Here is a 23,648-nt window from a genome sequence, read left to right as displayed (position 1 = left end):
ACGAGCAGTAATTTATTTCAGGTTTTCAAATGGGCGTATTACGGATTCTAGGATTTGCGTTGGTCGTTGTTTTGGTCATTGCCGGGCGCGACTACTATCAGCAGGACAAGAAACGCGCGGATACGTTGTCGGCCAGCGGCTATATCGACACGATCAAAGAGCGTTTCGCACTGTTTAACGAAGAGCTTGATGCCGAGCAGATTGAACGCGACCGTAAGCAGCGTTGGCGCGCCGGAAGCGAACCCTATGCCCCGAAATCGGGCGAAGACTGGGTGCGCCGCGCAATTGTGGATCGCGACTATACCCGTGATGCCCGCGAAGGTGTTCTTCAAAACGGTATTAGCGAGGCCGCCCGCCCGCTCGCCAAGCAGGTGGCGGTGCAGAAGGTGCAGCAACTGGCTGAAAAGCTGGATCGCACCAGTTGGGTCTATGAAAACGGCACGCATACAATCTGGCTTCAGGTCTCACTGAAAGAGGACGCGCGGTCCAACACCCTGACAGGCAATATCGTGCGATCGGTTGACACGCTGGGCCAAAGCGGTGCCGATTATGCCCCATTCGCAATTGTCGGTGGCGTGGCCTACTTTCAATTCAAGCAGAACAAATACAGCGTGATCACCGTGAATGACCGGTCCTTCTGGTCGATGGTCACGGCGGGAATCACGGATTTGGATGCTCCGGTCGAGTTTGACATCTACAAGGGCACACTTGGCCTTGGTCAGGAGGTCCGGATGCAACTCTATTCCAACGCACCCCCGCATGAGGTTAGGAAGTTTCTAGCGAAGCTGGACTATGACGGTATGAATGCGTTGCTTCGCAAGCCAGTACCCGGTGTTAGCAACGACAGGACCACGAACCCCGAAACCGAGGATGAGCTGGCCATCGAAATGGCAGGCCTTCGTGGTGAGTTCATGAAGCTGCGGGCTGAACTGGCGCGACTACGGCTTGACAACATCAATGGGCTTTCGCTTGTGGCCAACACCCTGGCTGCGCAATACGGGTTGCCCGGCGATACGTTCGACTTGACCGCAAACAAGATCAAATCTGCGGATGATCTGATCCAAGTTGGGTATCGCACCGGCCTTACCTCTCTTCTGGATGGTGAGGTTCAAAAAGCTGATGCGGAAGGCGGAAACATGTTCGGCCGTCTGTTTGCGTCATTCAAAGGTGGCGATAACCCGCAAGAGGCAAGCAGCAAGGGCGGTGGCTTTCTGGATGGGCTGAAATCCATGTTCCAAAATAGCGAAACCGCGCAGGCGCCCGAGGTTCGCGTCAACAAGGGTGGCGCGGGTCTGGTCAGCAAGTGCGCCACCAAGGACGCCTTCAAGACCTGCACGCTGACTGACGGCTAAGAGATCGAAACCAGACGCGGAAAAACGACCCCCAGCAATCCGGGGGTCGTTTTTTTTATATCACTGGTCGGATGAATGTCGCGCCGAGCCCCTCAAATGCGCCATATGGTGTCAACTTAATTCAAGGGGAGACGCCCGGTTATGAAAACCCAAGTCAAAGCACTGGTCGTAGGCGGTGGCGCCGTTGGGACCTCGATCGCTTATCATCTGGCCAAAGCGGGCTGGGATGACGTGATGCTGATTGAACGGGACGAGCTGACATCGGGCTCGACCTGGCACGCGGCGGGGCTGCTGCCGCTGTTCAACATGTCTTATGCGACGACTCACATCCACAAGTATTCGGTCGATTTCTACAAGCAGCTTGAAGCAGAAACCGGCCTGAACGCGGGCTTCGCCGTGGTCGGCAACCTGCGCATGGCACAAACGCAAGAGCGTATGGACGAATACATGCTCTATGCCTCAACCGCCGAGACCTGTGACGTCGCATACGAGTGGCTGACACCCGAGCAGATCAAGGAACGCTGGCCGCTGATCGAAACTTCGGACCTGAGAGGTGCGATTTATCATACCGAGGACGGCTACATTAACCCTGCCGACGTAACGCAGGCCATGGCCAAGGGTGCCCGTCAGCGCGGTGTGGACATTGTCCGCAAGATGCAGGCCGATGCCTTCCACTGGAACGGCACCCATTGGGAAGTCACCTGCACCAAAATGGTGGAAAAGGGTGGCAATCTGGTCGAGAGCGACGAGCAGGTGGTGATCACCGCTGAACACGTCGTGACCGCTTCGGGCAACCACGCACAGCGTACCGCCAAGATGCTGGGCATCAAGATGCCCGCGATCCCGGTTGAACACACCTTTATCGTCATGGACAAAGACCCTGAGTTGGTCAATTGGCGCGAAGCAGGCAACCCGGAACATCCCGTTGTGCGCGACGCCGACAATGAATCTTATGCCCGTGAAGAGCGTGGTGGCTGGATTCTTGGCATCTACGAGCACGGCGCCCCTGCGCGCTTTGAACACGGTGTGCCGGACAGCTTCCGTGCGGACCTTTTCCCGCTGGATCTGGACCGGATCGCGGATCAATACATGGCGATGGCCGAACGCGTTCCGTCCTGCGCCGAATCCGGCCTGAAAGACGATTTCAACGGTCCGATCTGCTATACCCCCGACGGCAACCCCCTGGTTGGTCCGGCTCCGGGCCTGCGTAACATGTGGCTGGCCGAAGGATTCTCGTTTGGTATCACGGCTGCAGGCGGCACCGGATACTATCTGGCACAGATGATGGTCGATGGCGAAGCCGAGATCGACATGGCCTCGCTGGACCCCAAACGCTACAGCAGCAACTGGATGACCACCGAGTTCGCCGCGCGCAAGAACGAAGAGTGCTATGAGCATGTCTACATCCTGCACCACCCGGATGAAGAGCGTGAAGCCTGCCGTCCTCTGCGCACCGTCCCGGCCTATGACCGCCAGAAAGCGCGCGGCGCTCAGTTCGGTTGGGTTAACGGTTGGGAACGCCCGAACTATTTCGGCCCCGTTGATGCACCCGACAATTTCGATAAGGAAAGCCGCTCGTTTCGCCGCGGTGGCTGGTGGAAACATGCGGTGGAAGAAGCCAAGGCGATCCGCGAAGGCGTTGGCCTGATCGACGCGTCGGCCTTCACCAAGCACGTCGTTAAAGGCCCCGGTGCGACCCAGTTTCTGGATTGGTTCACCTGCAACAAACTGCCCAAGGTCGGTCGTATCAATCTGACCTATGCGCTGACTACGCACGGCACCACCCGCACCGAATACACCATCGTCCGCAACGGCGAGAACAGCTACTATATCGTCTCTGCCGGCGCCTGGACCGAGTATGACGCCGACTATCTGCGCAAAGCGGCCGAGGACAAGATGGAGGAGTTCGGCTACATCGAGATTCAGGACGTGACCACTCAGTGGGGCGTCTTCGCCATCGCAGGGCCCAAGTCGCGTGACGTTCTGAAAGAGGTCATCAAGGACGCCGACCCGGAAACCGCGCTGTCCAACAAGCGCTTCCCGTGGCTGTCGGCCCGTCAGATCGAATTGGGCATGTGCCCCGTGAACGCAATCCGCGTGGCCTATACCGGCGAACTGGGTTGGGAATTGCACCACCCGATCGAGATGCAGAACTACCTGTTCGATCTGCTGGAAAAGGCGGGTGAGAAACACGGTATGAAGTTGGTCGGTGCCCGGGCCCAGAACTGGCTGCGTCAGGAAAAATCCTATCGCGCCTTCGGCACTGAACTTGGTCGCGATGCGACCCCGCTTGAGGCTGACCTGCCGCGCTTTGTCGACCTATCCAAGGAATTCTACGGTAAGGCCAAGCTGGAAGAGACCGGCGTACGTGTGAAATGCTGCACCCTGCTGATCGACGGGCCGGAAGATGCTGACCCGTGGGGCCGCGAGGCGCTATATACGCCGGAAGGTGAGCGTGTGGGTCGTCTGACCTCGGGCGGCTATTCCGTGGCCTTCGAGAAATCCATTGGGATGGGTTATGTGACGCCCGAATTGGCGGTTGAAGGCACCAAGCTGAAGGTCAAGATCCAGGATAAGCTGTGGGATGCGGTTGTCACCTGTGACAGCCCCTACGATCCGAAAAACGAGACCATCCGTAAGGACGGTTGATCCCGTACGATGTTGTTGGCAGCGCCCAAGAAATGCGCCGCCTGCAGCGGCCCATGCCTCCGGCGGAAGTATTTCTAAACAGAAGAAGCGGGGGCTGGAAAATGATCCAGCCCCCCTGCTTTTGGCAAGGGGGGCCTTCTCCTGTTACGGCCATCGGCGCTTCCGCCTGTACCGCAAGAGATTTTGTGGCCTCAATATGTTAAGAAACCGTTTCTTCTTCTGTTCAAAAATACTTCCGCCGGAGGCAAGCCTGCGTATGCAGGCTTTTTGCGGGTAAAGGCGTTCAGACCGACAATTCGTCAAAACACTCCAGAGCTTTGGCTGCATACATCATCGACGGTCCTCCGCCCATTTGGATGGCCATAGCAAGTACGTCCGAAACCTCTTCTCGGGACGCGCCTGACTTGGCCAAGGCTTCGGTATGCAATGTGATGCAAGGTTCGCAGCGGATAGCGATTGACATACCTAGCGCAATGAATTCCTTAGTCTTGTAGTCAAGCGTTCCGCCTTTTTTGACCGTTTCTCCCAAGGACCCAAACGCGCGTGCTGTTTCGGGGATTGCGGTGTTGAGAGTGCGTAGTCCCTTGCGGGTGTCCGTTAGCTTTTCCTGCCAAGTCATGTCTATCCTCATTCACATATGGTAAGCGGAATGTGAATGAGAATACGTGTTCGAACTTTGATCTTGATCAGCTCTGGGGTTTTTCGGCGACGAAGGCGAGGTTGTTTGCCGGCATGTCGACCAACCCGATTACATTCAGGCCCTGCGCGCGCATTTCCGCCGCTATGTCCTCGTCATTCTTGTAGCCGATTTCGCTGTCTTGCTGCACCAATGCGTCATGGAACCGTTGATCCCCTTCACTGGTGAGAGTCCCCGATCGCATGAACGGCCCATAGAGGACAAAGCGCCCTTCTGGTGACAGGGCAAGTGCGGCCTCTGAGATCAGCGTTTGGGTCTCTCGCCAACTGATCAAGTGGGTCAGGTTGATCAACACGATCAGGTCCTGCCCGGCAAAGAGTTGGTGCCAACCGTCAGACGTCGCATCCAATGCAGCGGCGTCCGTGGTATTGGGCAGATCTCGGCAATATGCGTTAATGCTGGCGCGCCGCTCTGGATCGACTTCTGTTGGTTGCCAGTGAAGCTGTGGTAGGCGCTGTGCGAAGGCGCTGACATGCTGTCCGGTGCCGCTGGCTATTTCCAACGCCCGACCTTGGGTGGGTGCCCACCGCACCAAGAGATCGCACAGCACGTCTGAATTACGGGACGCAGCGGGTGCAACTAGCCGTCCATCTTCGCCTTCGGTGGCAACACTGGCATTTGAAGGCAGGTTTCGTTTCCTCATTGGCATAACCTTTCCGGTTTCAGAGCCCGAACACTGGCGTCATCCAATTCGGGCATGTGGCCGGTCGCAAGATCGGCCACCAGCTTCGATGCGGCTGGGGCAGTCTGGAACCCATACCCTCCTTGACCAGCGGACCAGATAAATGTTGGATCTACGGGATCAGGGCCAAGAACCAGCGTGCCGTCAGGCGCAAAGCTGCGCAAACCAGCCCAGTTGGCCTCGACCCGAGTGACAGGTTCGGTAACCATCTCTTCATATCTGGCCAGACCTTCGGCCAGAACCATGTCGTCAGCATACGCATCGTGTGGAGGGACCGGATCAGCCTCGGACGGTGAGACAATCAGTTTCCCGGCATCGGGTTTCGCATACCAGGCCTCCTGTACGCCCAGTAGCATCGGCCATTCGCGCAGGTTGTGACCGGCCGGGGCCGGCAATCGTGCCATCGACCGACGGCGGGGTGAAATGCCGATTGGGGCAATACCAGCCATGATTGCAATTTCATCGACCCACGGGCCTGCTGCATTCACAATATTTCGGGAATCGTAAGTCTGCCCGGCGCTGACAATCCAGTGTCTGTCTTTGTGTATGGCTGTGACCTTGTTTCTGGTCAGGACCTTTCCGCCATTGGCACGGATCACACGGGCAAAGTCCTGCAATAGCCTGTCGGTATCAATATCAAACGCACCGTCGCTGATCGCGGTAAACCCCACTGAATCAGGGTTCAGGATTGGAACGCGGTCTCGGGCTTCTGCAACGGGCAATACCTGCATGTTCAAATCGACCACATCGCGGGCGAATACGTCTTGCTGGTTTTTTCCTCCGATCAGCATCAGGCCCCTCGGCGTGAGGTATCCACCATTTTCTGAGGCCAGAAACTCTGCACTTGCCTTGTTCAGCGCGACGACCGAGTCAGGACCGTAGCTTTCTTCAAACAACGCCGCCGACCGCCCAGAGGCGTGATACCCAAGCACGTCTTCTGCCTCGAGCACGATGACCTTACCGTGAAGTGACAGCCGCGCGCCTGCGCTGAGACCTGCTATTCCGCCGCCGATGATCAGGAAATCAAGCATTTAACCCCTTTGCGATGCGCATGGCGCTTTATTTGCGAAAGTGTCCGCGAACTTTAAGCAGGGTTGAATTTGCGCATCAACCCATCCAAACAAGGATCAACCAATTTGAGGAGGGCAGGGTGAGTACCGCAGACCTACACCCAATGGCCACGGGGCATATTCCGTCCTATGTGACACAGGCGGATGGCAGTGATTTTCTTTTGACGTTTATGTTTTTTTTCACGGTTGGGGTCATCATCCTGATTGGTGTGGGCTATTTCACCCTTCACTCGATCCCGGAAAAAATTGCGCATGAATCCAACCACCCTCAGTTTCAGCTAGTGGGCATTCTGGCGCTGCTGGCGCTGTTCACTCATAATGGGCTGTTCTGGGTTGCCGCTATTCTGGTGGCCGGGTTCCAGTTCCCTGACGTTGCAGCACCGCTTAGGGCGATTGCCGATGCGATCCGATCTTTGGGCAAGCCCGAGGCCCAACCTTCCGAGCCGCCCGTGCAGCAGGAGCCGTAAGTTATGCTTGAGACGTTGATGTGCGCGCTGATTACGGTGCTGCCTGACTATTTGTTCCGCCGCTATGTGCAGGGCAAGCGGATCGGTCATGAGATCACGCTGTTCACCATGTGGTATGAGCTGCGCTGGGGCCTGACCACCTGTGCCATTCTGGCGCTGACTGTGATCACCACGCTGTTCTACTTTCACCCGGCCAGCAAAACAGCGGCCTCGTATTTCCGGACGGTGACGATCCTGCCGCAGTTGGGCGGTCGCGTATCCGAGGTTTATGTGACGAATAACCAGCAGGTTGTCGCAGGTCAGCCGATCTTTCGGATCGAGGACTTCACCCAAACCGCCATGGTCGAGGCCGCCCGGGCAGAAATTGCGCAGGTGCAGGCGTCCTTGAAAGTGGCCGAAACTGATCTGGCCGAAGCTGAGGCGGGAATCGCTGGCGCCAAGGCTGCGCTGGATCAGTCGCTGGAGGACCTTGAGCGTAACACTACCCTGCGGGACGAAGGCTCCAGTGCGGTGCGCCTGGCCGAGATTGACCGGCTGGAAAACCTTGTGGCCGAGCGTGAGGCACAATTGGTTGCTGCCCAAGCGCGGCGTGCGGCTGTGGGGCAGCAGATCGAAGAGCTGATCCCGGCGCAAATGGCCAGTGCCACCGCGCAACTGGACGCCGCAATGACCGAGCTGGAAAAGACCGTGATCAACGCGGGCGTCACTGGCCGGGTGGAACAGTTTGGCTTGCAGGTCGGCGACTACGTCAGTCCGCTATTGCGGCCAGCGGGTATCCTTGTTCCCTCGCAGTCGGGCCATAACCGGTTTCAGGCGGCGTTCAACCAAATGTCAGCGCAGGTCATCAAGCCCGGCATGATCGGAGAGCTGGGTTGCATGACCAAACCTTTCACCGTGATCCCCATGGTGGTGGTTCAAGTGCAAGACGTGATCCCTTCGGGCCAAATTCGGCCCACCGACGAATTGCGAGATGTTCAGACAAATACAGTCCCGGGATCTGTTCTGGTTTACATGGAGCCGCTCTACAAAGGCACGGCCGATGACATCCCACCGGGCAGTAATTGCCTTGCGAATGTCTATACCGACAATCACGAACGGCTAGAGCACGAAGAGTTGGGCTTTTGGCAATCAGCCGCCCTGCATGTGATCGACACGATCGGAGTGGTCCACGCCGCAGGCCTGCGCCTGCGCTTGATCCTGATGCCGGTGAATACGCTGGTGCTGACGGGGCACTGATTTCAACTTAGTCTGGCCGGGTACACGTTATCCGGCCAGACCGTTGCGGTGCAGCCCCGCAAAAACCTTTTCGTTACGGGCGTCGTCGTAGGGCCGCCAGTCCCGCATCCGGTCGACATAACCCTCGGACAGGCCTTCGCAGGCGGTCAGAGCTTCTTGCGCTTCACCCACGCGGTCCAAGGCGGCAAGGCAGATGGCGCGGCGATACAGCATGTTGGGATCGTTGGGGCGCACATTGACGGCGCGATCTGCCCAGTCCAACGCTTCGATATTTTCACCCGCAACCAGATACATTCGGGCAATTGCCCAGAAATAGAATCCGCGGTCAGGTTCCCGCGGAGACAAGGCCAGAGCCTTGCGTATTTCCTCGACTGCCTGTGGGCCGATACTGGGATCGGCAAGTTCGGACCGGTTGAAATAGGCCAGTTTAGCGCGTGTGAAAAAGGGGTTAAGGCGGATCGCGTATTCCAATTCCTTGAGGCTTAACGCTTTTTCTCCCTGCCAGACATAGGCTGTCGACATCACATAATGCGCAAACGGAGATTTATTTGCTAGCTCCAGCCCCTTTTGCGCAGCGGCCACACCCTTGGCCAACACATCTTTTGAGCGTTCGGACGCACCAAACCCATATTCCTTGAGATAGGCCCATCCTAGCCCCGCCCAGGCCTCACCATAGTCTTCATCCAGTGCCACAGCGGACTGAAACTCAATCTGTGCCGCTTGCAAATCTTCCAGCCCAGGCTTTCTAAGTCCCGACATCCCCCGCAGGTACCTTTCCCATGCCCCCAGATGGTCGGGGCGTTTGCGGCGAATGCGGTCGATCTCGCCCTCGACCAGCTCGGTGTCCAATGCGGTAACGACACGCAGGGTGATGTCGTCCTGAATCTCAAACACATCTTCGAACGGCCGGTCGTATTTCTCGGACCAGAGGGCAAGTCCGGTCGATCCCTCGATATATTCCACCGTCACCCGTACCCGTGGACCCGACCGGCGCAATGTTCCGGTCACAAGGTATTGCGCCCCCAGGACCCTCGCAGCGTCTTCGACACTCAGTTCTGGGTTCAGGGACAGGCTGGACGCGCCCGAAACAACCGGCACCCGACCCATCTGTTGCAGCCCCGAGATGATGTCTTCAGCCAGCCCTTCGGCAAAAAAGGCATGTCCGGGATCGGGGGAGTGATTCTGGAAAGGTAATACCGCAAGGGTCGGCGGCCCGGTTCGGATCGCAGGTTGGGACGGCACGGGCGATATCCCTTCGGCCTGCCAGCGAAACACGGTCAGAGGGCGCGAGATGTTCTTGAGTTGATGTTGACCATCATGTGTCAGGTTTTTTGTCTTACCCTGCGGCAGCGCATCGACAAATGCCTGCGAGGCGGCCAGTCCCCCGGCGTGGCAAAGCCCTTCCAACCGGGCGGCAATATTGACGCCGTCACCCAGAATGTCCTGATCGTCAACGAACACATCCCCAAGATGTTCCCCAATGCGCAGCAGAATGCGCGCGTCCGGTGGCTGCTGCCGGGCCTGGGCTGCGGCCTCGGCCTGAATGCGCATCGCAGCGGTTAGCGCCGCTTCAGGCTCCGGGAATTCGGCCAGAAAGCCGTCGCCCATCGTTTTGACCAATCGCCCCTGATTTTGATCCAACGCGGGCGAAATGATCGCGTTCCGCAGTTCGCGTACAGCGCGCAGGGTTCCGACCTCATCGGTTTCTGTCAGATGGGCGTAGCCCAACACATCCATGGCCAGAATGGCGGCACGTCTTTTGCCGTCTAGAAAATCCTCCATCGGCGATCCCTCGCAAGCCGTGCCTTGGGCTATCTTACGCGGTTTGCGCCATGAATGCATGACAAGAAAAAAGCCCGCCAAACGAGGCGGGCTTTGTCTCACACTATATACGCGTGGCTTACTGCGGAATTTCGCCCTCCAGTCCTTCGACGTAGAAGTTCATGCCAGCCAGTGTGCCGTCATCGGCGGTTTCACCGTCCGCCAGCCAGTCGCTGCCGTCCTGCTTTTTGATCGGGCCGGTGAAGGGGTGGTATTCACCAGCAGCCATTGCGGCTTTCAAAGCCAGCGCTTCTTCTTTGACGTCAGCAGGCACCGCGTCGGAGATCTCACCGATTGCGACCATGCCTTCGCGGATACCATCCCAGGTGTTCGCGCTTTCCCAGGTTCCGTCCATCACGGCCTTGGTCCGGGCGATATAGTAGGGGGCCCAGTCATCAATGATCGAGGATACGCGCGGGAAGGGGGCGTATTCGCTCATGTCCGACGCCTGACCAAAGGTGACAACATTGCCGGCCTCTTGCGCGGCGGCCTGCGGCGCGGTCGAGTCGGTGTGCTGCAGGATCACGTCTGCGCCCTGTTCGATCAGAACGGTGGCAGCGTCAGCTTCTTTTGCGGGGTCGAACCAGGTGTAGGCCCAGACAATCTTGAATTCGACATCCGGGTTCACGGCCTTGGCGTGGAGATAGGCCGAGTTGATGCCGCGGATCACTTCAGGGATCGGGTACGAGCCGATATACCCGATGATGTTCGACTTGGTCATTTTGCCCGCGATGTGACCCTGTACGGCGCGGCCTTCGTAGAAGCGGGCCGAGTAGACCGAGACGTTGGGCGCGGTTTTATAGCCGGTCGCGTGCTCGAACTTCACGTCGGGGAATTTCTTGGCAACGTTGATCGTCGGGTCCATGTAGCCGAACGAAGTGGTAAAGATCAGGTCCGCGCCTTCCAGCGCCATCTGTGTCATTACGCGTTCCGCATCCGGGCCTTCGGGGACGGATTCAACGAAGACGGTTTCAACCTTGTCACCGAATTCCTCTTCAACGGCCAGACGGCCCTTGTTGTGCTCATACGTCCAGCCGCCGTCGCCTACGGGGCCGACATAGACAAAGCCGACCTTGGTTTTGTCTTCGGCCATGGCGCCTGTCGCCAGACCCAGCGCCATTGCCGCGCTTGTCAGAAGTGAAGTGAATTTCATGTAGTTACTCCCCAAGTTGGTTCAGTTGGCCTCTAGTGCGAGGCATGGAAGGTCCGGCCCAGTGAGGCAGGTGCGCTGCTCTTGTCGGCCGAAAGGATCACAAGCACAAGGATCGTGATGATATAGGGCGACATTGCCAGATACTCGACAGGAATGGCAACGCCTGCTGCCTGCAAATTAAGCTGCAACACGGTGATACCGCCGAACAAATAGGCACCCAGCAACGCGCGCCACGGTTTCCAGCTGGCGAAGACCACCAGCGCAAGGGCGATCCAGCCGACACCGGCCGTCATGCCCTCGGTCCACTGAGGGACGCGGATCAGGCTGATGTAAGCCCCGCCCAGGCCTGCGCACGCCCCGCCGAACAGGATCGCCATGATACGGATCTTGATGACCTTGTAGCCAAGCGCGTGGGCCGCGTCGTGGTTTTCGCCGACCGCGCGCAGGATCAGGCCGACGCGGGTGTATTTTAGCGTGGCCCAAACCGCCGCAGTCAGAGCAATTCCGACGTAAAGGATCGGGTCGTGCTGGAACAGGATCGGGCCGATAACCGGGATATCGCTGATCAGCGGGATGTGAATATCCCCCATGCTGGGCGGTTTGATCCCCACATAGCTTTGACCCAGAAGGGCGCTGAAACCCAATCCAAACAAGGTGAGCGCAAGGCCACTGGCAACCTGGTTGGCCAACGCAACCTGCGTCAGCAGCACAAACAACAGGGACAGTACCGCGCCGCCGATCGCCGCAGCGATAAAGCCCAGCCAGGGTGATCCGGTCTCGACCGAGATTGCAAAACCGCTGATTGCGCCGACGATCATCATGCCCTCGACACCGAGGTTTAGAACACCTGCTTTTTCGACGACCAGCTCTCCGATCGCGGCCAAAAGCAGGGGGGTTGCGGCCACCATCAAAGAGGCGACCAAGAGGACGGGGTTGATTTCACCAAGGTCCATTACGCTACCTCGCTACGGGCCGCACGGATGCGGTAGTTGGTCAAAAGATCGAAGGCCAGCAGGAAGAACAGAAGCATCCCCTGGAACACCTGAATGGCGGCGGCAGGCAGGCCAAGCTGGGACTGCGCGATTTCACCACCGATATAGGTCAGCGCCATCAGGCCACCGGCCAGCAGGATACCCACCGGGTGCAGACGACCGAGAAAGGCCACAATGATCGCGGTGAAGCCATAGCCGACGTTGAAGTCGATGCTGACCACACCTGAAGGTCCCGAAACCTCGAACATTCCGGCCAGTCCTGCCAAGGCGCCGGAAACGCCCAAGCAGAACAGGATCAGGCGGGCCGGGTTCACACCTGCGAATTTCGCAGCGCGCGGTGCCTCACCCGTCAGGCGGATGTGAAAGCCCAGCATGTGACGGTTGAGCAGGACATAGGCAAAGATCACGGCGATCAGCGCTGTCACCACACCCCAGTGCATCCCGGACCCGGCGATCAGTTCCGCGTTATGCGCACTGTCATAGGCTTGCAGGTTACGCGATCCGGGAAAGCCGAACCCTTCGGGGTTTTTCAGCAGACCCAGCGAAACCGAGGCCAGCATCTGTTCGGCCACATAGACCAGCATCAGCGAAACAAGGATTTCATTGGTGCCAAAGCGGACCTTCAGAAAGGCAGGGATCATTGCCCAGAGCCAGCCACCGAACGCACCGGCAATTACCATGATCGGAAAGATGTAGAACGCGTCCAGCGGATAAAAGGCCAGACCTGCACCTGCGCCAAAGATGGCGCCCATGATGTACTGCCCTTCGGCGCCGATATTCCAGATACCGGCCCGAAAGCCCAGCGACAGGCCGATGGCGATCAGCACCAGCGGCGCACCTTTCACCAGAAGTTGCGGGCGGTAGTAAAAGGCGAACTCACCAAACAGCGGTTCCCAGAAAATGGTACCGATGGCTTCGACCGGGTTCTTACCCAAAATGGCGAACAGGATGCCGCCGAAAAGCATGGTCGCCACTACCGCGACCAGAGGGGTGGCATAAGACCACGCCTTGGACGGCTGAGGCCGTTTCTCCAACACAATCATCTACTCACACCCCCGTTTTCATCTTTTTCTGTAATGCTTTAGACATGGGCTACCTCCATGCCGTGTGCGCCACCCATCATCAGGCCGATTTCGTCTACCGTCAGCCCAGTGGTCGGGCGGGGTGCGCTTAGTCGTCCTTCGTTCAAGGCCGCGAAACTGTCTGAGATTTCCATCAGTTCATCCAGATCCTGACTGATGCAGATGACCGCTGTGCCCTTGGCCGCCAGGTCCAGAATGGCCTGCCGGATCGAGGCCGCCGCCGCCGCGTCCACACCCCAAGTGGGTTGGTTCACGACCAGAACGTCCGGGTTTTGCAGAACTTCGCGTCCGATCACGAATTTCTGCAGGTTCCCGCCCGATAGCGATCGCGCGGCGTTCTCTGGCCCCGGCGTGCGTACGTCGAACGCCTCGATGATCTTTTCCGCAAAGTTCTTGGTGTCGGCCCACTTCAGGAACCCATTGCTTTCCAGTCCTTTGCGGACAGAACCCGTCAGCAGGGCGTTTTCCGTCAGGCTCATGTCCGGTGCGGCCGCGTGGCCCAGACGTTCTTCGGGCGCGGTCAGCACGCCCAGCTTGCGTCGCGCGGTGGGGCCAAGCTTGCCAATCGGTTGGCCGTTGAACTTGATCGCATCTGCCGTTGTCTGGATTTCACCGGACAAAACGCCCAGCAGTTCGTCCTGACCGTTCCCGGCGACACCACCAATGCCCAGAACCTCGCCCTTGCGGACGGTCATGTGTACATTGCGCAGCGCCGTGCCAAACTCGGAAGGCGAGGGCACCGACAATCCGCTTACATCCAGCGCGACGTCGCCAAATTCTCGGCCACCGCGTTCAGGTGTTTGTAGGGTCGAGCCCACCATCATTTCAGCCATGTCACGGGCCGAGGTTTCAGCCGGAACACATTCGCCGACGTTCTTGCCCAGCCGCAGAATTGTGGCGTGATCGCAGAGCGTGCGGATCTCTTCCAGCTTGTGCGAAATATACAGGATCGAGGTGCCCTCGGACCGCAGTTTGTTCAGGGTCTCAAACAGGATCTCGACCTCTTGCGGGGTCAGAACCGATGTGGGTTCGTCCATGATCAGCAGCTTGGGATCCTGCAACAGACAGCGGATGATCTCGACCCGCTGACGTTCGCCCGCCGACAGATCGCCGACGGTGCGAAACGGGTCCAGAGGCAGGCCGTATGTTTCGGACACTTCGCGGATACGCGAGGCCAGATCGCCCATTGGCGGCGGGTTCTCCATCCCCAGCGCAATGTTTTCGGCCACGTTCAATGCGTCAAACAACGAGAAATGCTGGAATACCATCGCGATCCCGTCAGCCCGCGCCGCACGCGGTTCGGGTGGTGCAAAGGGCTGGCCGCGCAGCAGCATCGTGCCGCTGTCGGGTTTCACCAGCCCATAGATCATTTTCACCAGCGTGGATTTGCCCGCGCCATTCTCGCCCAACAGGGCGTGAACTTCGCCTTCGCCGATGTCAAAAGACACCTGATCATTGGCCACGACGCCGGGATAGGCTTTAGTCAGCCCTTGTAAGCTTAGGAGTGGAGTGGTCACGCGCTCAGGTCCTTCTTCAACTCGTTCTGCCGGGCGGGGCGCAGCAATTGTGCTGCGACACCAACGGCGATCATCTGCGGGTGTTTGCCCAGACCGGGGTCACCGATGGGGCAGGTGATCCGGCTGATCCGTTCGGGCGAGTGCCCTAGGGCGGCCAGCCGCGACCGGAATCGCGCCCACTTCGTAGCCGAGCCGATCAGCCCGGCAAAGCCGAAACCGTGCGTCAGCAAACGGTTGCAAAGTTCCAGGTCCAGATTGTGGGAATAAGTCAGAACCAAATGCTCGGCATCACGCGGGGCATGACGGACAAGTTCGGCGGGTTTTGCGGCGGGTACAGCCGTAACAGATGCCGGGATATCGCCGGGAAACCGTTCCGGGCCGGAATCGACCCATGTGATTGCCAGCTCAGGCAGCGGTGACAGAACATCGACCAATGCGCGCCCGACATGGCCAGCGCCCCAAATCCACAGCTTGCGGGTCGGTTTGTGGACGGGCTCAACCATCCAACCGTCAAGAAGGTGGGGCTGTGGAACTGTTCCTTGTCCGCGTACCTGTGCCATCAACCGTTTGACTGACAAGGGCATTTCGGCGCCGGACGCTGAACGTGCGATGATCGTGTCGTCCAGCGCGTTCACTGCATCAAGGTCATAGACCTCGGTCAATAACGAGACTGCGCCACCGCAGCATTGTCCAAGATCGGGGCCAAGCGCGTGTTGCGTCAGACGGGAAGGCACAGTTTGAGTGCGCGCTGCTTCTGCTGCTTGATATTCCAGCGTGCCACCGCCGATCGTGTCGGATTGCCCGCCCTGCCAGACCAGCATGGCGGCACCGACTTCGCGCGGGGATGACCCCTTGATCGCAGCGATGACGACCCGGGTGACTTTCCCGTGGGTGTTGACCGCCTCCCTCAAAGCCTCAAGGTCAAATCCCATCAGATGTCTCCCTTCATCCGTTGAATGCCATGCCAGACCTGTTCAGCCGTGGCGGGGGCATCCAGCGCGGGATAGCTGTCTCCGCACGCGGCGACCGCATTCGACAGCGCCAGCCATGCCGAGATACCCAGCATGAATGGTGGCTCACCCACCGCTTTCGAGCGATAGATCGTGTCCTCGCGGTTCTCGCCATCCCAAAGCGCTACGTTGAAAATGTCGGGCCGATCCGAACAGGCCGGGATCTTGTAGGTCGAGGGGGCGTGCGTGCGTAGATTGCCCTTGCCGTCCCAGACCAGCTCCTCGGTCGTCAGCCATCCCGCGCCCTGCACGTAGCCGCCTTCGACCTGCCCGATGTCCAACGCCGGGTTCAGCGATGCGCCCGCGTCATGCAGGATATCGGTGCGCAGGATGCGGTTCTCACCGGTCAGAGTGTCCACCGCGACCTCGGTGATCGAGGCCCCATATGCGAAGTAGAAAAACGGGCGCCCACGACCTGCGATCCTGTCCCATTCGATCTTGGGAGTTTTGTAGAACCCCGTGGCGGACAGGCTGATCCGGCCCTGATAGGCCAGCGCCGCAGCCTCGGCAAAGGTATAGCGTTCTTCGCCGACCGAAACGTGGCCATCCGTGAAGGTGACTGTCGACGGATCGGCCTGATGCCGCTCGGCCAGATAGTCAGCCATCCGGTCACGGATCGTGTCGCAGGCGGCTTTGACGGCCATGCCATTCAGATCACTGCCCGAGGATGCCGCAGTTGCCGATGTATTCGGCACCTTGGCTGTGTCGGTTGCAGTGATCTTGACCATGTCCAGCGGAATTCCGAACCGTAACGCAGCCACTTGCGCGACCTTCTGGAACAGGCCCTGTCCCATCTCGGTCCCGCCATGGTTCAGATGGACCGAGCCGTCCTGATACACATGCACCAGCGCGCCCGCCTGATTGAGGTGAGTCAGCGTGAAGGAAATCCCGAACTTCACCGGAGAAAAGGCGATGCCCTTCTTGATCACGCTGTTCTCGGCATTCCATTTTTCTATCGCTGCCTTGCGCGCCGCATAGTCACTTGATTTCAGCAACGCTGCGGTCATGCCGTGCAGCTCAAAATCGCTGACTTCCATGCCGTAAGGCGTGGTATTGCCGCCAGCGGGAAGAGGGCGCAAAGGCGTGTCGCCCATCTCAACGGCGCCGCGGCTGGTCAGGTCTTCATGCGGGTCGGGATGGCCGAGTGGTTTGTCGGCTGGTTCACCTTCGGCCACCTTGTGCGCGGGTTCGTAGTAGTTCCGGCGTCGCAGTTCCACAGGGTCCAATCCAAGCGCGTGCGCGGCGTGATCCATCACGCGTTCGATCCCGACCATACCCTGAGGGCCGCCGAACCCGCGATAGGCGGTGGCGGATTGGGTGTTTGTTTTCAGTCGGTGGCTTTCAATCCGCGCGTTGGGCAACAGATAGGCGTTGTCGGAATGCAGCATCGCGCGGTCCGCCACGGGCAAGGACAAGTCCTGCGCCCAGCCGCAGATGGCGTGGTGCAGGAACGAAACACCCTGAATATGACCATTCTCATCGAACCCGGCTTTGTAGGAAATACGGAAGGCATGGCGTTTGCCGGTGATGATCATGTCATCATCGCGATCATAGCGCATCTTGCAGGCCTTACCCGTCGCACGCGCGGCCACGGCACATGCTACGGCCAAAGCGTTGCCCTGACTTTCCTTGCCGCCAAAGCCGCCACCCATTCGGCGGGTTTCCACACGAACAGCGTGCATCGGAACGCCCAGAGCGTCTGCCACCTTGTGCTGAATCTCTGTCGGGTGCTGGGTCGAGCTGTGGACCAGAATGTCCGCGCCCTCATTCGGCACGGCAAGCGCAGCCTGGCCTTCCAGATAGAAATGCTCCTGCCCACCGAGTTCAAACGACCCTTCGATCACATGAGCCGCGCCCGCAATGGCCGCATCCGCGTCGCCCTTGGCGTAAATGCGCGGACCGTCCTCGAACCGGCTGTCCGCGGCCAGTGCATCTTCGATTGTCAGGATCGGAGTTTCCTCAGCATAGTCGATCTTGCCCAGACGCGCGGCCTTTCGCGCGGCCAGATGGCTGGTGGCAACGACTAGAAATACCGGCTGACCGACATAGTGAACGGTTCCGTCCGACAGCAGCGGTTCATCATGGATTGAAGGTGAGACATCGTTGGCAAAAGGCAGGTCATCAGCCGTCATGACCATGACAACCCCATCAGCCGCTTTTACAGCCGACAGGTCCATGCCTGATATCTTGCCCTTGGCGATCGGGCTGAGGCCAAAGGCCAGGTGCAGGCTGCCCTTGGGTGTGGGGATGTCGTCCACGTACCGCGCAGAGCCAGAAACATGCAGTGGGGCTGCGTCGTGGGGGAGGGGTTTGGTCACGCTCATGCCGACACCTCCAACACGTTGGTCACTTCGCCCTGATCTTCGAGGAAATAGCGCTCGAGCATCGCTTTAGCGGTTTCCAGACGATAAGTGGCCGAGGCGCGCATGTCCGTGAGTGGTTGGTAGTCGTCGGCAAAGGCAGGCAGCGCGGCCTGAATGGTCGCAGCGGTCCATTGTTTACCGATCAATGCGGCCTCGACATGGGTTGCCCGTTTCGGCGTGCCGGCCATTCCGCCAAACGCGATCCGCGCTTGGGTTACGGTGCCCTCTGAAACGGTGATATTGAAACATCCGCAGACGGCCGAGATATCCTGATCAAACCGCTTGCTGAGCTTGTATGCCTTTAGGCGGTCCGCCTGTCGCGGGAAGCTGACGGCCTCAACGAATTCTCCGGGTGCGCGGTCTTGTTTGCCGTAGTCGATGAAGAAGTCTTCCAGCGGCATCGAGCGTCGCTCGTCGGCTTTGCGCAGATGCAAAGTTGCGCCAAGGGCAATCAAGGCAGGCGGGTTGTCCCCGATGGGCGATCCGTTGGCGATATTACCCCCCACGGTCGCGGCGTGGCGGACCTGTACGCTGGCATAACGACGGATCATCTCGGCGTAAGAGGGGTGGAGGTCGCTCAGAGCCGCGCCCATCCGGTTCATGTCGACCATGGCGCCGAAACGAATTTCTTCGTCGGTGATCGTGATCTGTTTCAAGTCTTCGCAGCGGCTAAGGAAAATCACCGGGTCGAGATCACGCAGTTGTTTGGTAACCCAAAGGCCCACATCCGTGGCCCCGGCGACCAACGTCGCATCGGGGTATTGCGCATAAAGCTCTGCCAGTTCGTCGGCGGAGTTGGGGAGGTAGGGGGGCTCTGCCCCCCGGCCTGCGGCCTCCCCCCGAAGTATTTTTGAACAAGAGAAGGTTTGGTCGCCGGTGATCCATTCCGGGACGGGGTGCTGTTCGGCGGCCTCGGCTGCGCGGATGATTGGGGCATAGCCGGTGCAGCGGCAGAGGTTGCCAGCAAGCTGCGTATCGTGGTCGGTTGTGCCATTTGCGTGGCTTGCGACCATCGACATCACAAAACCGGGGGTGCAAAAGCCGCATTGCGATCCGTGCAGGTCGACCATGGCCTGTTGCACCGGGTGGGCGTCACCATTTGGGCTGCTGGCGCCTTCGACAGTGCGTACCGCTTTGCCATGCAGTTGCGGGAGGAACAGGATACAGGAGTTCAGCGCCTTCGCGCCTCCCACATCCGTGACCATGACGGTGCAGGCCCCGCAATCGCCTTCGTTGCAGCCCTCTTTGGTGCCGGTCAGGCTGCGATCGTCGCGCAGCCAGTCCAGCAGGGTGGCCGTCGGATCAACATCCGACAGCTCCACTGTCTCTCCGTTCAGAAGAAACGTGATATCCATTCGTGAAACCCGTCGCCTTACCCGGTTGCGCCCTTGGGTGCCCTCCTTCGATGCGACGTAGAAAGAGTGGCGGGCGGATAGCTTGCCGTCAGATGTTAGAAACAGCGTGCCTTATCTGGCAAGAAAAACTGCCTGTGATATGTACCATTGACCGTATCTGATGGAGAATCTTTTGGTCTCGCTGCCAATTAGTCATTTGTTATTAAACATATTTTTGAAGTGGCAGCGCTGCCATTCCCGAAGCACCTTCTGGAAAAGCCGAATAATAGACGCCGATTTTTTAGGCATTGAAAGGGTGCGGTTCGCGCTTTTGCCGGGCCGCAGGCTGGGATAGCGTAGCGGTCATGAGTAGTACCCCTCGATTCATTCACCTCCGCGTTCACACCGAATATTCCCTGCTGGAAGGCGCTGTGCGGCTGAAAAAGCTGCCGGGTCTGTGTGAAAAGATGGAGATGCCCGCCGTCGCTGTTACTGACACCAACAGCATGTTCTCAGCTTTGGAGTTTTCCGTAACAGCCAGTGGCGCGGGTGTGCAGCCGATCATGGGGTGTCAGGTTGATCTGACATATGTTCAGGCGCAGCCCGGCGAAAAGCCCAAAGCACCCGCGCCACTGGTGTTGTTGGCGCAGTCTGAGGTTGGTTATGAAAACCTGATGAAGCTCAGTTCATGCTTATACGTGGACAAGGGCGGGCAGTTGCCGCAGGTCACGTTGGAGGAATTGGCGGATCGGTCAGATGGCTTGATCTGCCTGTCCGGCGGCCCGGATGGGCCAGTTGGTATGTTGCTGCAACAGGGGCAGCGCCCGGCGGCGGAGGCCTTGGTGGATCGGCTTGCCGGTATGTTCCCGGATCGCCTTTACATTGAATTGCAACGCCATCCTGGTGAGGGTGGACAGCCCGAGGCAGAACGCCTGACCGAGCGTAGTCATGTCGAGATGGCCTATGCCAAGAACTTGCCTTTGGTCGCCACCAATGATGTCTATTTCCCTACATCAGATATGTATGAGGCGCATGATGCGCTGATCTGTATCTCGGAGGGTGCGTATGTCGATCAGCAGGACGGTCGCCGCCGCCTGACAGCGCAGCACTATTTCAAGTCGCAGCAAGAGATGACGACGTTGTTCGCTGATCTGCCCGAGGCGATTGAAAACACGGTTGAAATAGCGCGGCGTTGCGCCTTCATGGCCTATCGCCGCGATCCGATCTTGCCCAAATTTGCCGATGACGAGGTGGCCGAGCTGCGCCGTATCGCCAACGAGGGGTTGCAGAAACGTCTGGCAGTGATCCCGCATGCGGTGACGCCCGAGGAATATCAGGAACGGCTGGATTTCGAACTTGGCATCATCGAAGGGATGGGGTTCCCCGGCTACTTCCTGATCGTTGCGGATTTCATCCAATGGGCCAAGGACCACGACATTCCCGTCGGGCCGGGGCGGGGGTCTGGCGCGGGTTCGTTGGTGGCATATGCACTTACGATTACCGACCTTGATCCGCTGCGCTACAGCTTGCTGTTTGAACGGTTCCTGAACCCCGAGCGGGTCTCGATGCCCGACTTTGATATCGACTTCTGCATGGATCGCCGCGAAGAAGTGATCCGCTATGTTCAGCAGAAATACGGGCGCGACAAGGTGGGGCAGATCATCACCTTTGGTGCGTTGCTGTCCAAGGCTGCCGTGCGCGATATCGGGCGAGTGCTGCAGATGCCTTACGGGCAGGTGGATCGCCTGTCGAAGATGATCCCGGTCGAAGGGGTCAAACCCGTCTCCATCGAAAAGGCGCTGAAAGACGAACCCCGTCTGCGTGAAGAAGCGCGCAACGAGGAAGTCGTGGACCGGCTGCTAACCTATGGCCAACAGGTCGAGGGGCTGCTGCGGAACGCCTCGACTCATGCGGCGGGGGTTGTGATCGGGGATCGGCCTTTGGACGCGCTGGTGCCTCTGTATCAGGATCCGCGCTCGGACATGCCCGCAACCCAGTTCAACATGAAATGGGTTGAACAGGCCGGGCTGGTGAAATTCGATTTTCTGGGTCTGAAAACGCTGACGGTGATCCAGAACGCGATGGACATCATCTTCAAATCCGGGCGACCCCTGCATATCGCCGCCGATGGCACCGAGCTTTACGAACCGGCAGAGGGGGCCGAGAACCAGATCAACGCCATCCCGCTGGATGATGAGGCGACATATAAGCTCTATTCTGCGGCCAAGACAGTGGCGGTGTTCCAGGTGGAATCCTCGGGCATGATGGATGCGCTCAAGCGCATGAAACCCACTTGTATCGAGGATATCGTGGCCCTTGTGGCGCTGTACCGCCCCGGCCCGATGGAGAACATCCCGACCTATTGCGAGGTCAAGAACGGGCAGCGGAAAATCGAATCCGTGCATCCGCTGATTGACCACATCCTTGAGGAAACGCAGGGCATCATCGTTTATCAGGAGCAGGTTATGCAGATCGCTCAGGTCATGGCGGGGTACAGCCTTGGCGGCGCGGACCTGCTGCGCCGCGCGATGGGTAAAAAGATAAAAGAGGCGATGGACGCCGAACGCCCCAAGTTTGAAAAGGGTGCGGGTGAAAACGGCGTGGACGCCAAGAAGGCATCCGAGGTGTTCGACCTGCTGGAGAAATTCGCCAACTACGGCTTCAACAAATCCCACGCGGCGGCTTATGCGGTGGTCAGCTATCAGACCGGCTGGCTGAAAGCGAACCACCCGGTCGAGTTCATGGCCGGTGTCATGAACTGCGATATCCACCTGACCGACAAGCTGGCTGTCTATTTCGAAGAAGTCCGCAAGGGGCTGGAACTGCCCTATGTGCCGCCCTGCGTAAACCGGTCCTTGGCGACGTTCGACGTGGTTGAAGGGCATCTGGTCTATGCGTTGGGCGCGCTGAAAAACGTGGGTGTTGAGGCGATGAACCTTGTGGTCGATGGACGTCGCGCCGGAGGAGCGCAGGATGAAACGAGCGATAAGCCTTTCGTGAACCTGTTCGATTTTGCCCGCCGGGTGGATTTGAAAAAGGTCGGTAAACGCCCACTTGAGATGATGGCACGGGCGGGGGCGTTTGATCAGCTCGACAAGAACCGCCGCCGCGTGTTCGAAAGCCTTGAGCAATTGGTGCAGTATTCAGCCGCAATTCATGATCAGAAGAATTCAAACCAGGTGTCCCTGTTCGGCGAGGCCGGGGATGATCTGCCAGAGCCGCGCCTGTCCACGACGCCGGACTGGTTGCCAGCCGAACGTCTGAGCGAAGAATTCAAGGCCATCGGGTTTTACCTGTCGGGCCATCCGTTGGACGACTACATGCCCGCATTGAAGCGCAAACAAGTGATGACGCTGGATGAGGTAACAGACAAGGCGCGCTCTGGCCCGTTTATTGCGAAAATGGCAGGCGTGGTCGCCGGGCGGCAAGAAAGGAAATCCGCCAAAGGCAATCGGTTCGCCTTTGCGCAATTGTCTGACCCAACGGGCGCGTATGAGGTGACGCTATTCTCTGAAACGCTTGAGAAGTCGCGGGAATATCTGGAAACTGGCGCACAGGTAGTTTTGACCGCCGAAGCCACAATGGAGGCTGATCAGTTGAAGTTGCTGGGTCGGTCGGTAGGCCCAGTAGATACGGTCGTGGCCGATGCGGGGGCCACCGGTCTGCGCATTTTTGTGGACGAAGAACAAGCCCTGCCCACCGTGGCCAAAGTGCTGGAGGATGCGGCGGGTGCTGCCAAAAACGCCGCGCGCGGGCCGATCCAATTGTTGTTGATGGCCCCCGGCCTGCCAGGTGAGGTCGAGATGGAACTGGGACATGATTTTCCGATCAACCCGCAGATCAAGGGGGCAATCAAATCTCTGGACGGTGTCATGTCGGTTGAGGAAATCTGAAAACCCACGGTTCATTGCCAGAAGACGCCTGTCGGGGTAGGCTGGAATTCTGTTGAAATTCATTTGGGTTAAGTCGCGGGAGGACGCCAAATGGGAAATTCCAGGCTGTATTTCAAAATATGGGTGGTCGCGGTTGCAACCTCGCTGGTTCTGATGCCGGCGACACAGGCGCTCGCGGACAAGAAAAAGGAAGAAGACGCGATCAAGGGCGCTTTGATAGGCGCAGGGGTCGGAGCTTTGGTCGGTGACGGCAAAGGTGCGGCGGCTGGCGCGGTTGTCGGGGCCATAATCGGTGCCAACAAGTAGTATCCGGACCTGTCGGACCGAGTG

At 58.7% G+C, this 23,648-nt stretch carries 17 protein-coding genes; 6 read left to right on the top strand and 11 right to left on the bottom strand.

The features are described from left to right. The first annotated feature begins 29 nt into the window (after nt 1-29). Together GOV87_RS19145 and GOV87_RS19140 are read left to right on the top strand one after the other, a co-directional pair. Complete coding sequence (locus GOV87_RS19145) at nt 30-1,352, top strand: hypothetical protein (RefSeq protein WP_171212838.1); 1,323 nt, start codon at nt 30-32, stop codon at nt 1,350-1,352. 141 nt (nt 1,353-1,493) lie between these two features. After that, nucleotides 1,494-4,001 (top strand): FAD-dependent oxidoreductase, encoded by a 2,508-nt coding sequence (locus GOV87_RS19140; RefSeq protein ID WP_171212837.1) that lies wholly within the window; start codon nt 1,494-1,496, stop codon nt 3,999-4,001. Nucleotides 4,002-4,284: 283 nt separating this feature from the next. Here GOV87_RS19140 and GOV87_RS19135 read toward each other — a convergent pair whose 3' ends face one another. The 3 genes from GOV87_RS19135 to GOV87_RS19125 form a co-directional block, all read right to left on the bottom strand. Next, the gene (locus GOV87_RS19135) at nt 4,285-4,620 is read right to left on the bottom strand and encodes a carboxymuconolactone decarboxylase family protein (protein ID WP_171212836.1); all 336 of its coding nucleotides are present in this window, start codon (nt 4,618-4,620) and stop codon (nt 4,285-4,287) included. A 67-nt stretch (nt 4,621-4,687) separates the two neighbouring features. Next, nucleotides 4,688-5,341, bottom strand: coding sequence for a DUF938 domain-containing protein (locus GOV87_RS19130; protein ID WP_171212835.1), 654 nt, complete (start codon nt 5,339-5,341; stop codon nt 4,688-4,690). Then, nucleotides 5,338-6,411 carry an FAD-binding oxidoreductase gene (locus GOV87_RS19125; protein WP_171212834.1) on the bottom strand — a complete coding sequence of 358 codons (1,074 nt, stop codon included), beginning with the start codon at nt 6,409-6,411 and terminating at the stop codon, nt 5,338-5,340. Before GOV87_RS19125 ends, GOV87_RS19130 begins: the two co-directional genes overlap by 4 nt. Nucleotides 6,412-6,554: 143 nt before the next feature. Between GOV87_RS19125 and GOV87_RS19120 the strand changes: the two genes are divergently transcribed. Continuing rightward, nucleotides 6,555-6,917: a hypothetical protein gene (locus tag GOV87_RS19120; protein ID WP_171127034.1), complete on the top strand. Its 363-nt coding sequence runs from the start codon at nt 6,555-6,557 to the stop codon at nt 6,915-6,917. A 3-nt stretch (nt 6,918-6,920) separates the two neighbouring features. Next, nucleotides 6,921-8,153 (top strand): HlyD family secretion protein, encoded by a 1,233-nt coding sequence (locus GOV87_RS19115; RefSeq protein ID WP_171212833.1) that lies wholly within the window; start codon nt 6,921-6,923, stop codon nt 8,151-8,153. A gap of 27 nt (nt 8,154-8,180) precedes the next feature. Here GOV87_RS19115 and GOV87_RS19110 read toward each other — a convergent pair whose 3' ends face one another. The 8 genes from GOV87_RS19110 to xdhA form a co-directional block, all read right to left on the bottom strand. Then, on the bottom strand, nt 8,181-9,935 hold the full coding sequence (locus GOV87_RS19110) for an adenylate/guanylate cyclase domain-containing protein (protein WP_171212832.1): 1,755 nt from the start codon (nt 9,933-9,935) through the stop codon (nt 8,181-8,183). A 118-nt stretch (nt 9,936-10,053) separates the two neighbouring features. Beyond that, a complete protein-coding gene (locus GOV87_RS19105; RefSeq protein ID WP_171120145.1) occupies nt 10,054-11,127 on the bottom strand; it encodes a BMP family ABC transporter substrate-binding protein in 1,074 nt (357 codons plus the stop codon). Between the two features lie 32 nt (nt 11,128-11,159). Further along, the gene (locus tag GOV87_RS19100) at nt 11,160-12,080 is read right to left on the bottom strand and encodes an ABC transporter permease (RefSeq protein WP_170384942.1); all 921 of its coding nucleotides are present in this window, start codon (nt 12,078-12,080) and stop codon (nt 11,160-11,162) included. Further along, nucleotides 12,080-13,162, bottom strand: coding sequence for an ABC transporter permease (locus GOV87_RS19095; protein ID WP_171120147.1), 1,083 nt, complete (start codon nt 13,160-13,162; stop codon nt 12,080-12,082). The genes GOV87_RS19100 and GOV87_RS19095 overlap by 1 nt, the downstream gene beginning before the upstream one ends. A 38-nt stretch (nt 13,163-13,200) precedes the next feature. Continuing rightward, complete coding sequence (locus GOV87_RS19090; RefSeq protein ID WP_171212831.1) at nt 13,201-14,718, bottom strand: ABC transporter ATP-binding protein; 1,518 nt, start codon at nt 14,716-14,718, stop codon at nt 13,201-13,203. Continuing rightward, entirely contained in the window at nt 14,715-15,650 is a 936-nt protein-coding gene (xdhC, locus tag GOV87_RS19085) for a xanthine dehydrogenase accessory protein XdhC (RefSeq protein WP_171212830.1), read from the bottom strand. The genes GOV87_RS19090 and xdhC overlap by 4 nt, the downstream gene beginning before the upstream one ends. Further along, nucleotides 15,650-18,052, bottom strand: coding sequence for a xanthine dehydrogenase molybdopterin binding subunit (gene xdhB / locus GOV87_RS19080; protein ID WP_171212829.1), 2,403 nt, complete (start codon nt 18,050-18,052; stop codon nt 15,650-15,652). Before xdhB ends, xdhC begins: the two co-directional genes overlap by 1 nt. Continuing rightward, nucleotides 18,049-19,446 carry a xanthine dehydrogenase small subunit gene (xdhA, locus tag GOV87_RS19075; protein ID WP_171212828.1) on the bottom strand — a complete coding sequence of 466 codons (1,398 nt, stop codon included), beginning with the start codon at nt 19,444-19,446 and terminating at the stop codon, nt 18,049-18,051. The genes xdhB and xdhA overlap by 4 nt, the downstream gene beginning before the upstream one ends. Before the next feature lie 344 nt (nt 19,447-19,790). On the opposite strand from xdhA, the gene dnaE reads away from it, so the two are divergent. After that, on the top strand, nt 19,791-23,318 hold the full coding sequence (gene dnaE / locus GOV87_RS19070; RefSeq protein ID WP_171212827.1) for a DNA polymerase III subunit alpha: 3,528 nt from the start codon (nt 19,791-19,793) through the stop codon (nt 23,316-23,318). A 90-nt stretch (nt 23,319-23,408) separates the two neighbouring features. Further along, nucleotides 23,409-23,624, top strand: a complete 216-nt coding sequence (locus GOV87_RS19065; RefSeq protein WP_171120159.1) for a glycine zipper 2TM domain-containing protein — start codon at nt 23,409-23,411, stop codon at nt 23,622-23,624. The last annotated feature ends 24 nt before the right edge of the window (nt 23,625-23,648 follow it).

Origin of the sequence: Ruegeria sp. HKCCA5426, assembly GCF_013034585.1 — a bacterium.
Taxonomy (GTDB): domain Bacteria; phylum Pseudomonadota; class Alphaproteobacteria; order Rhodobacterales; family Rhodobacteraceae; genus Ruegeria.
The sequence above is the reverse complement of the archived record's forward strand: the minus strand, read 5'-3'. Positions and strand labels throughout refer to the sequence as shown.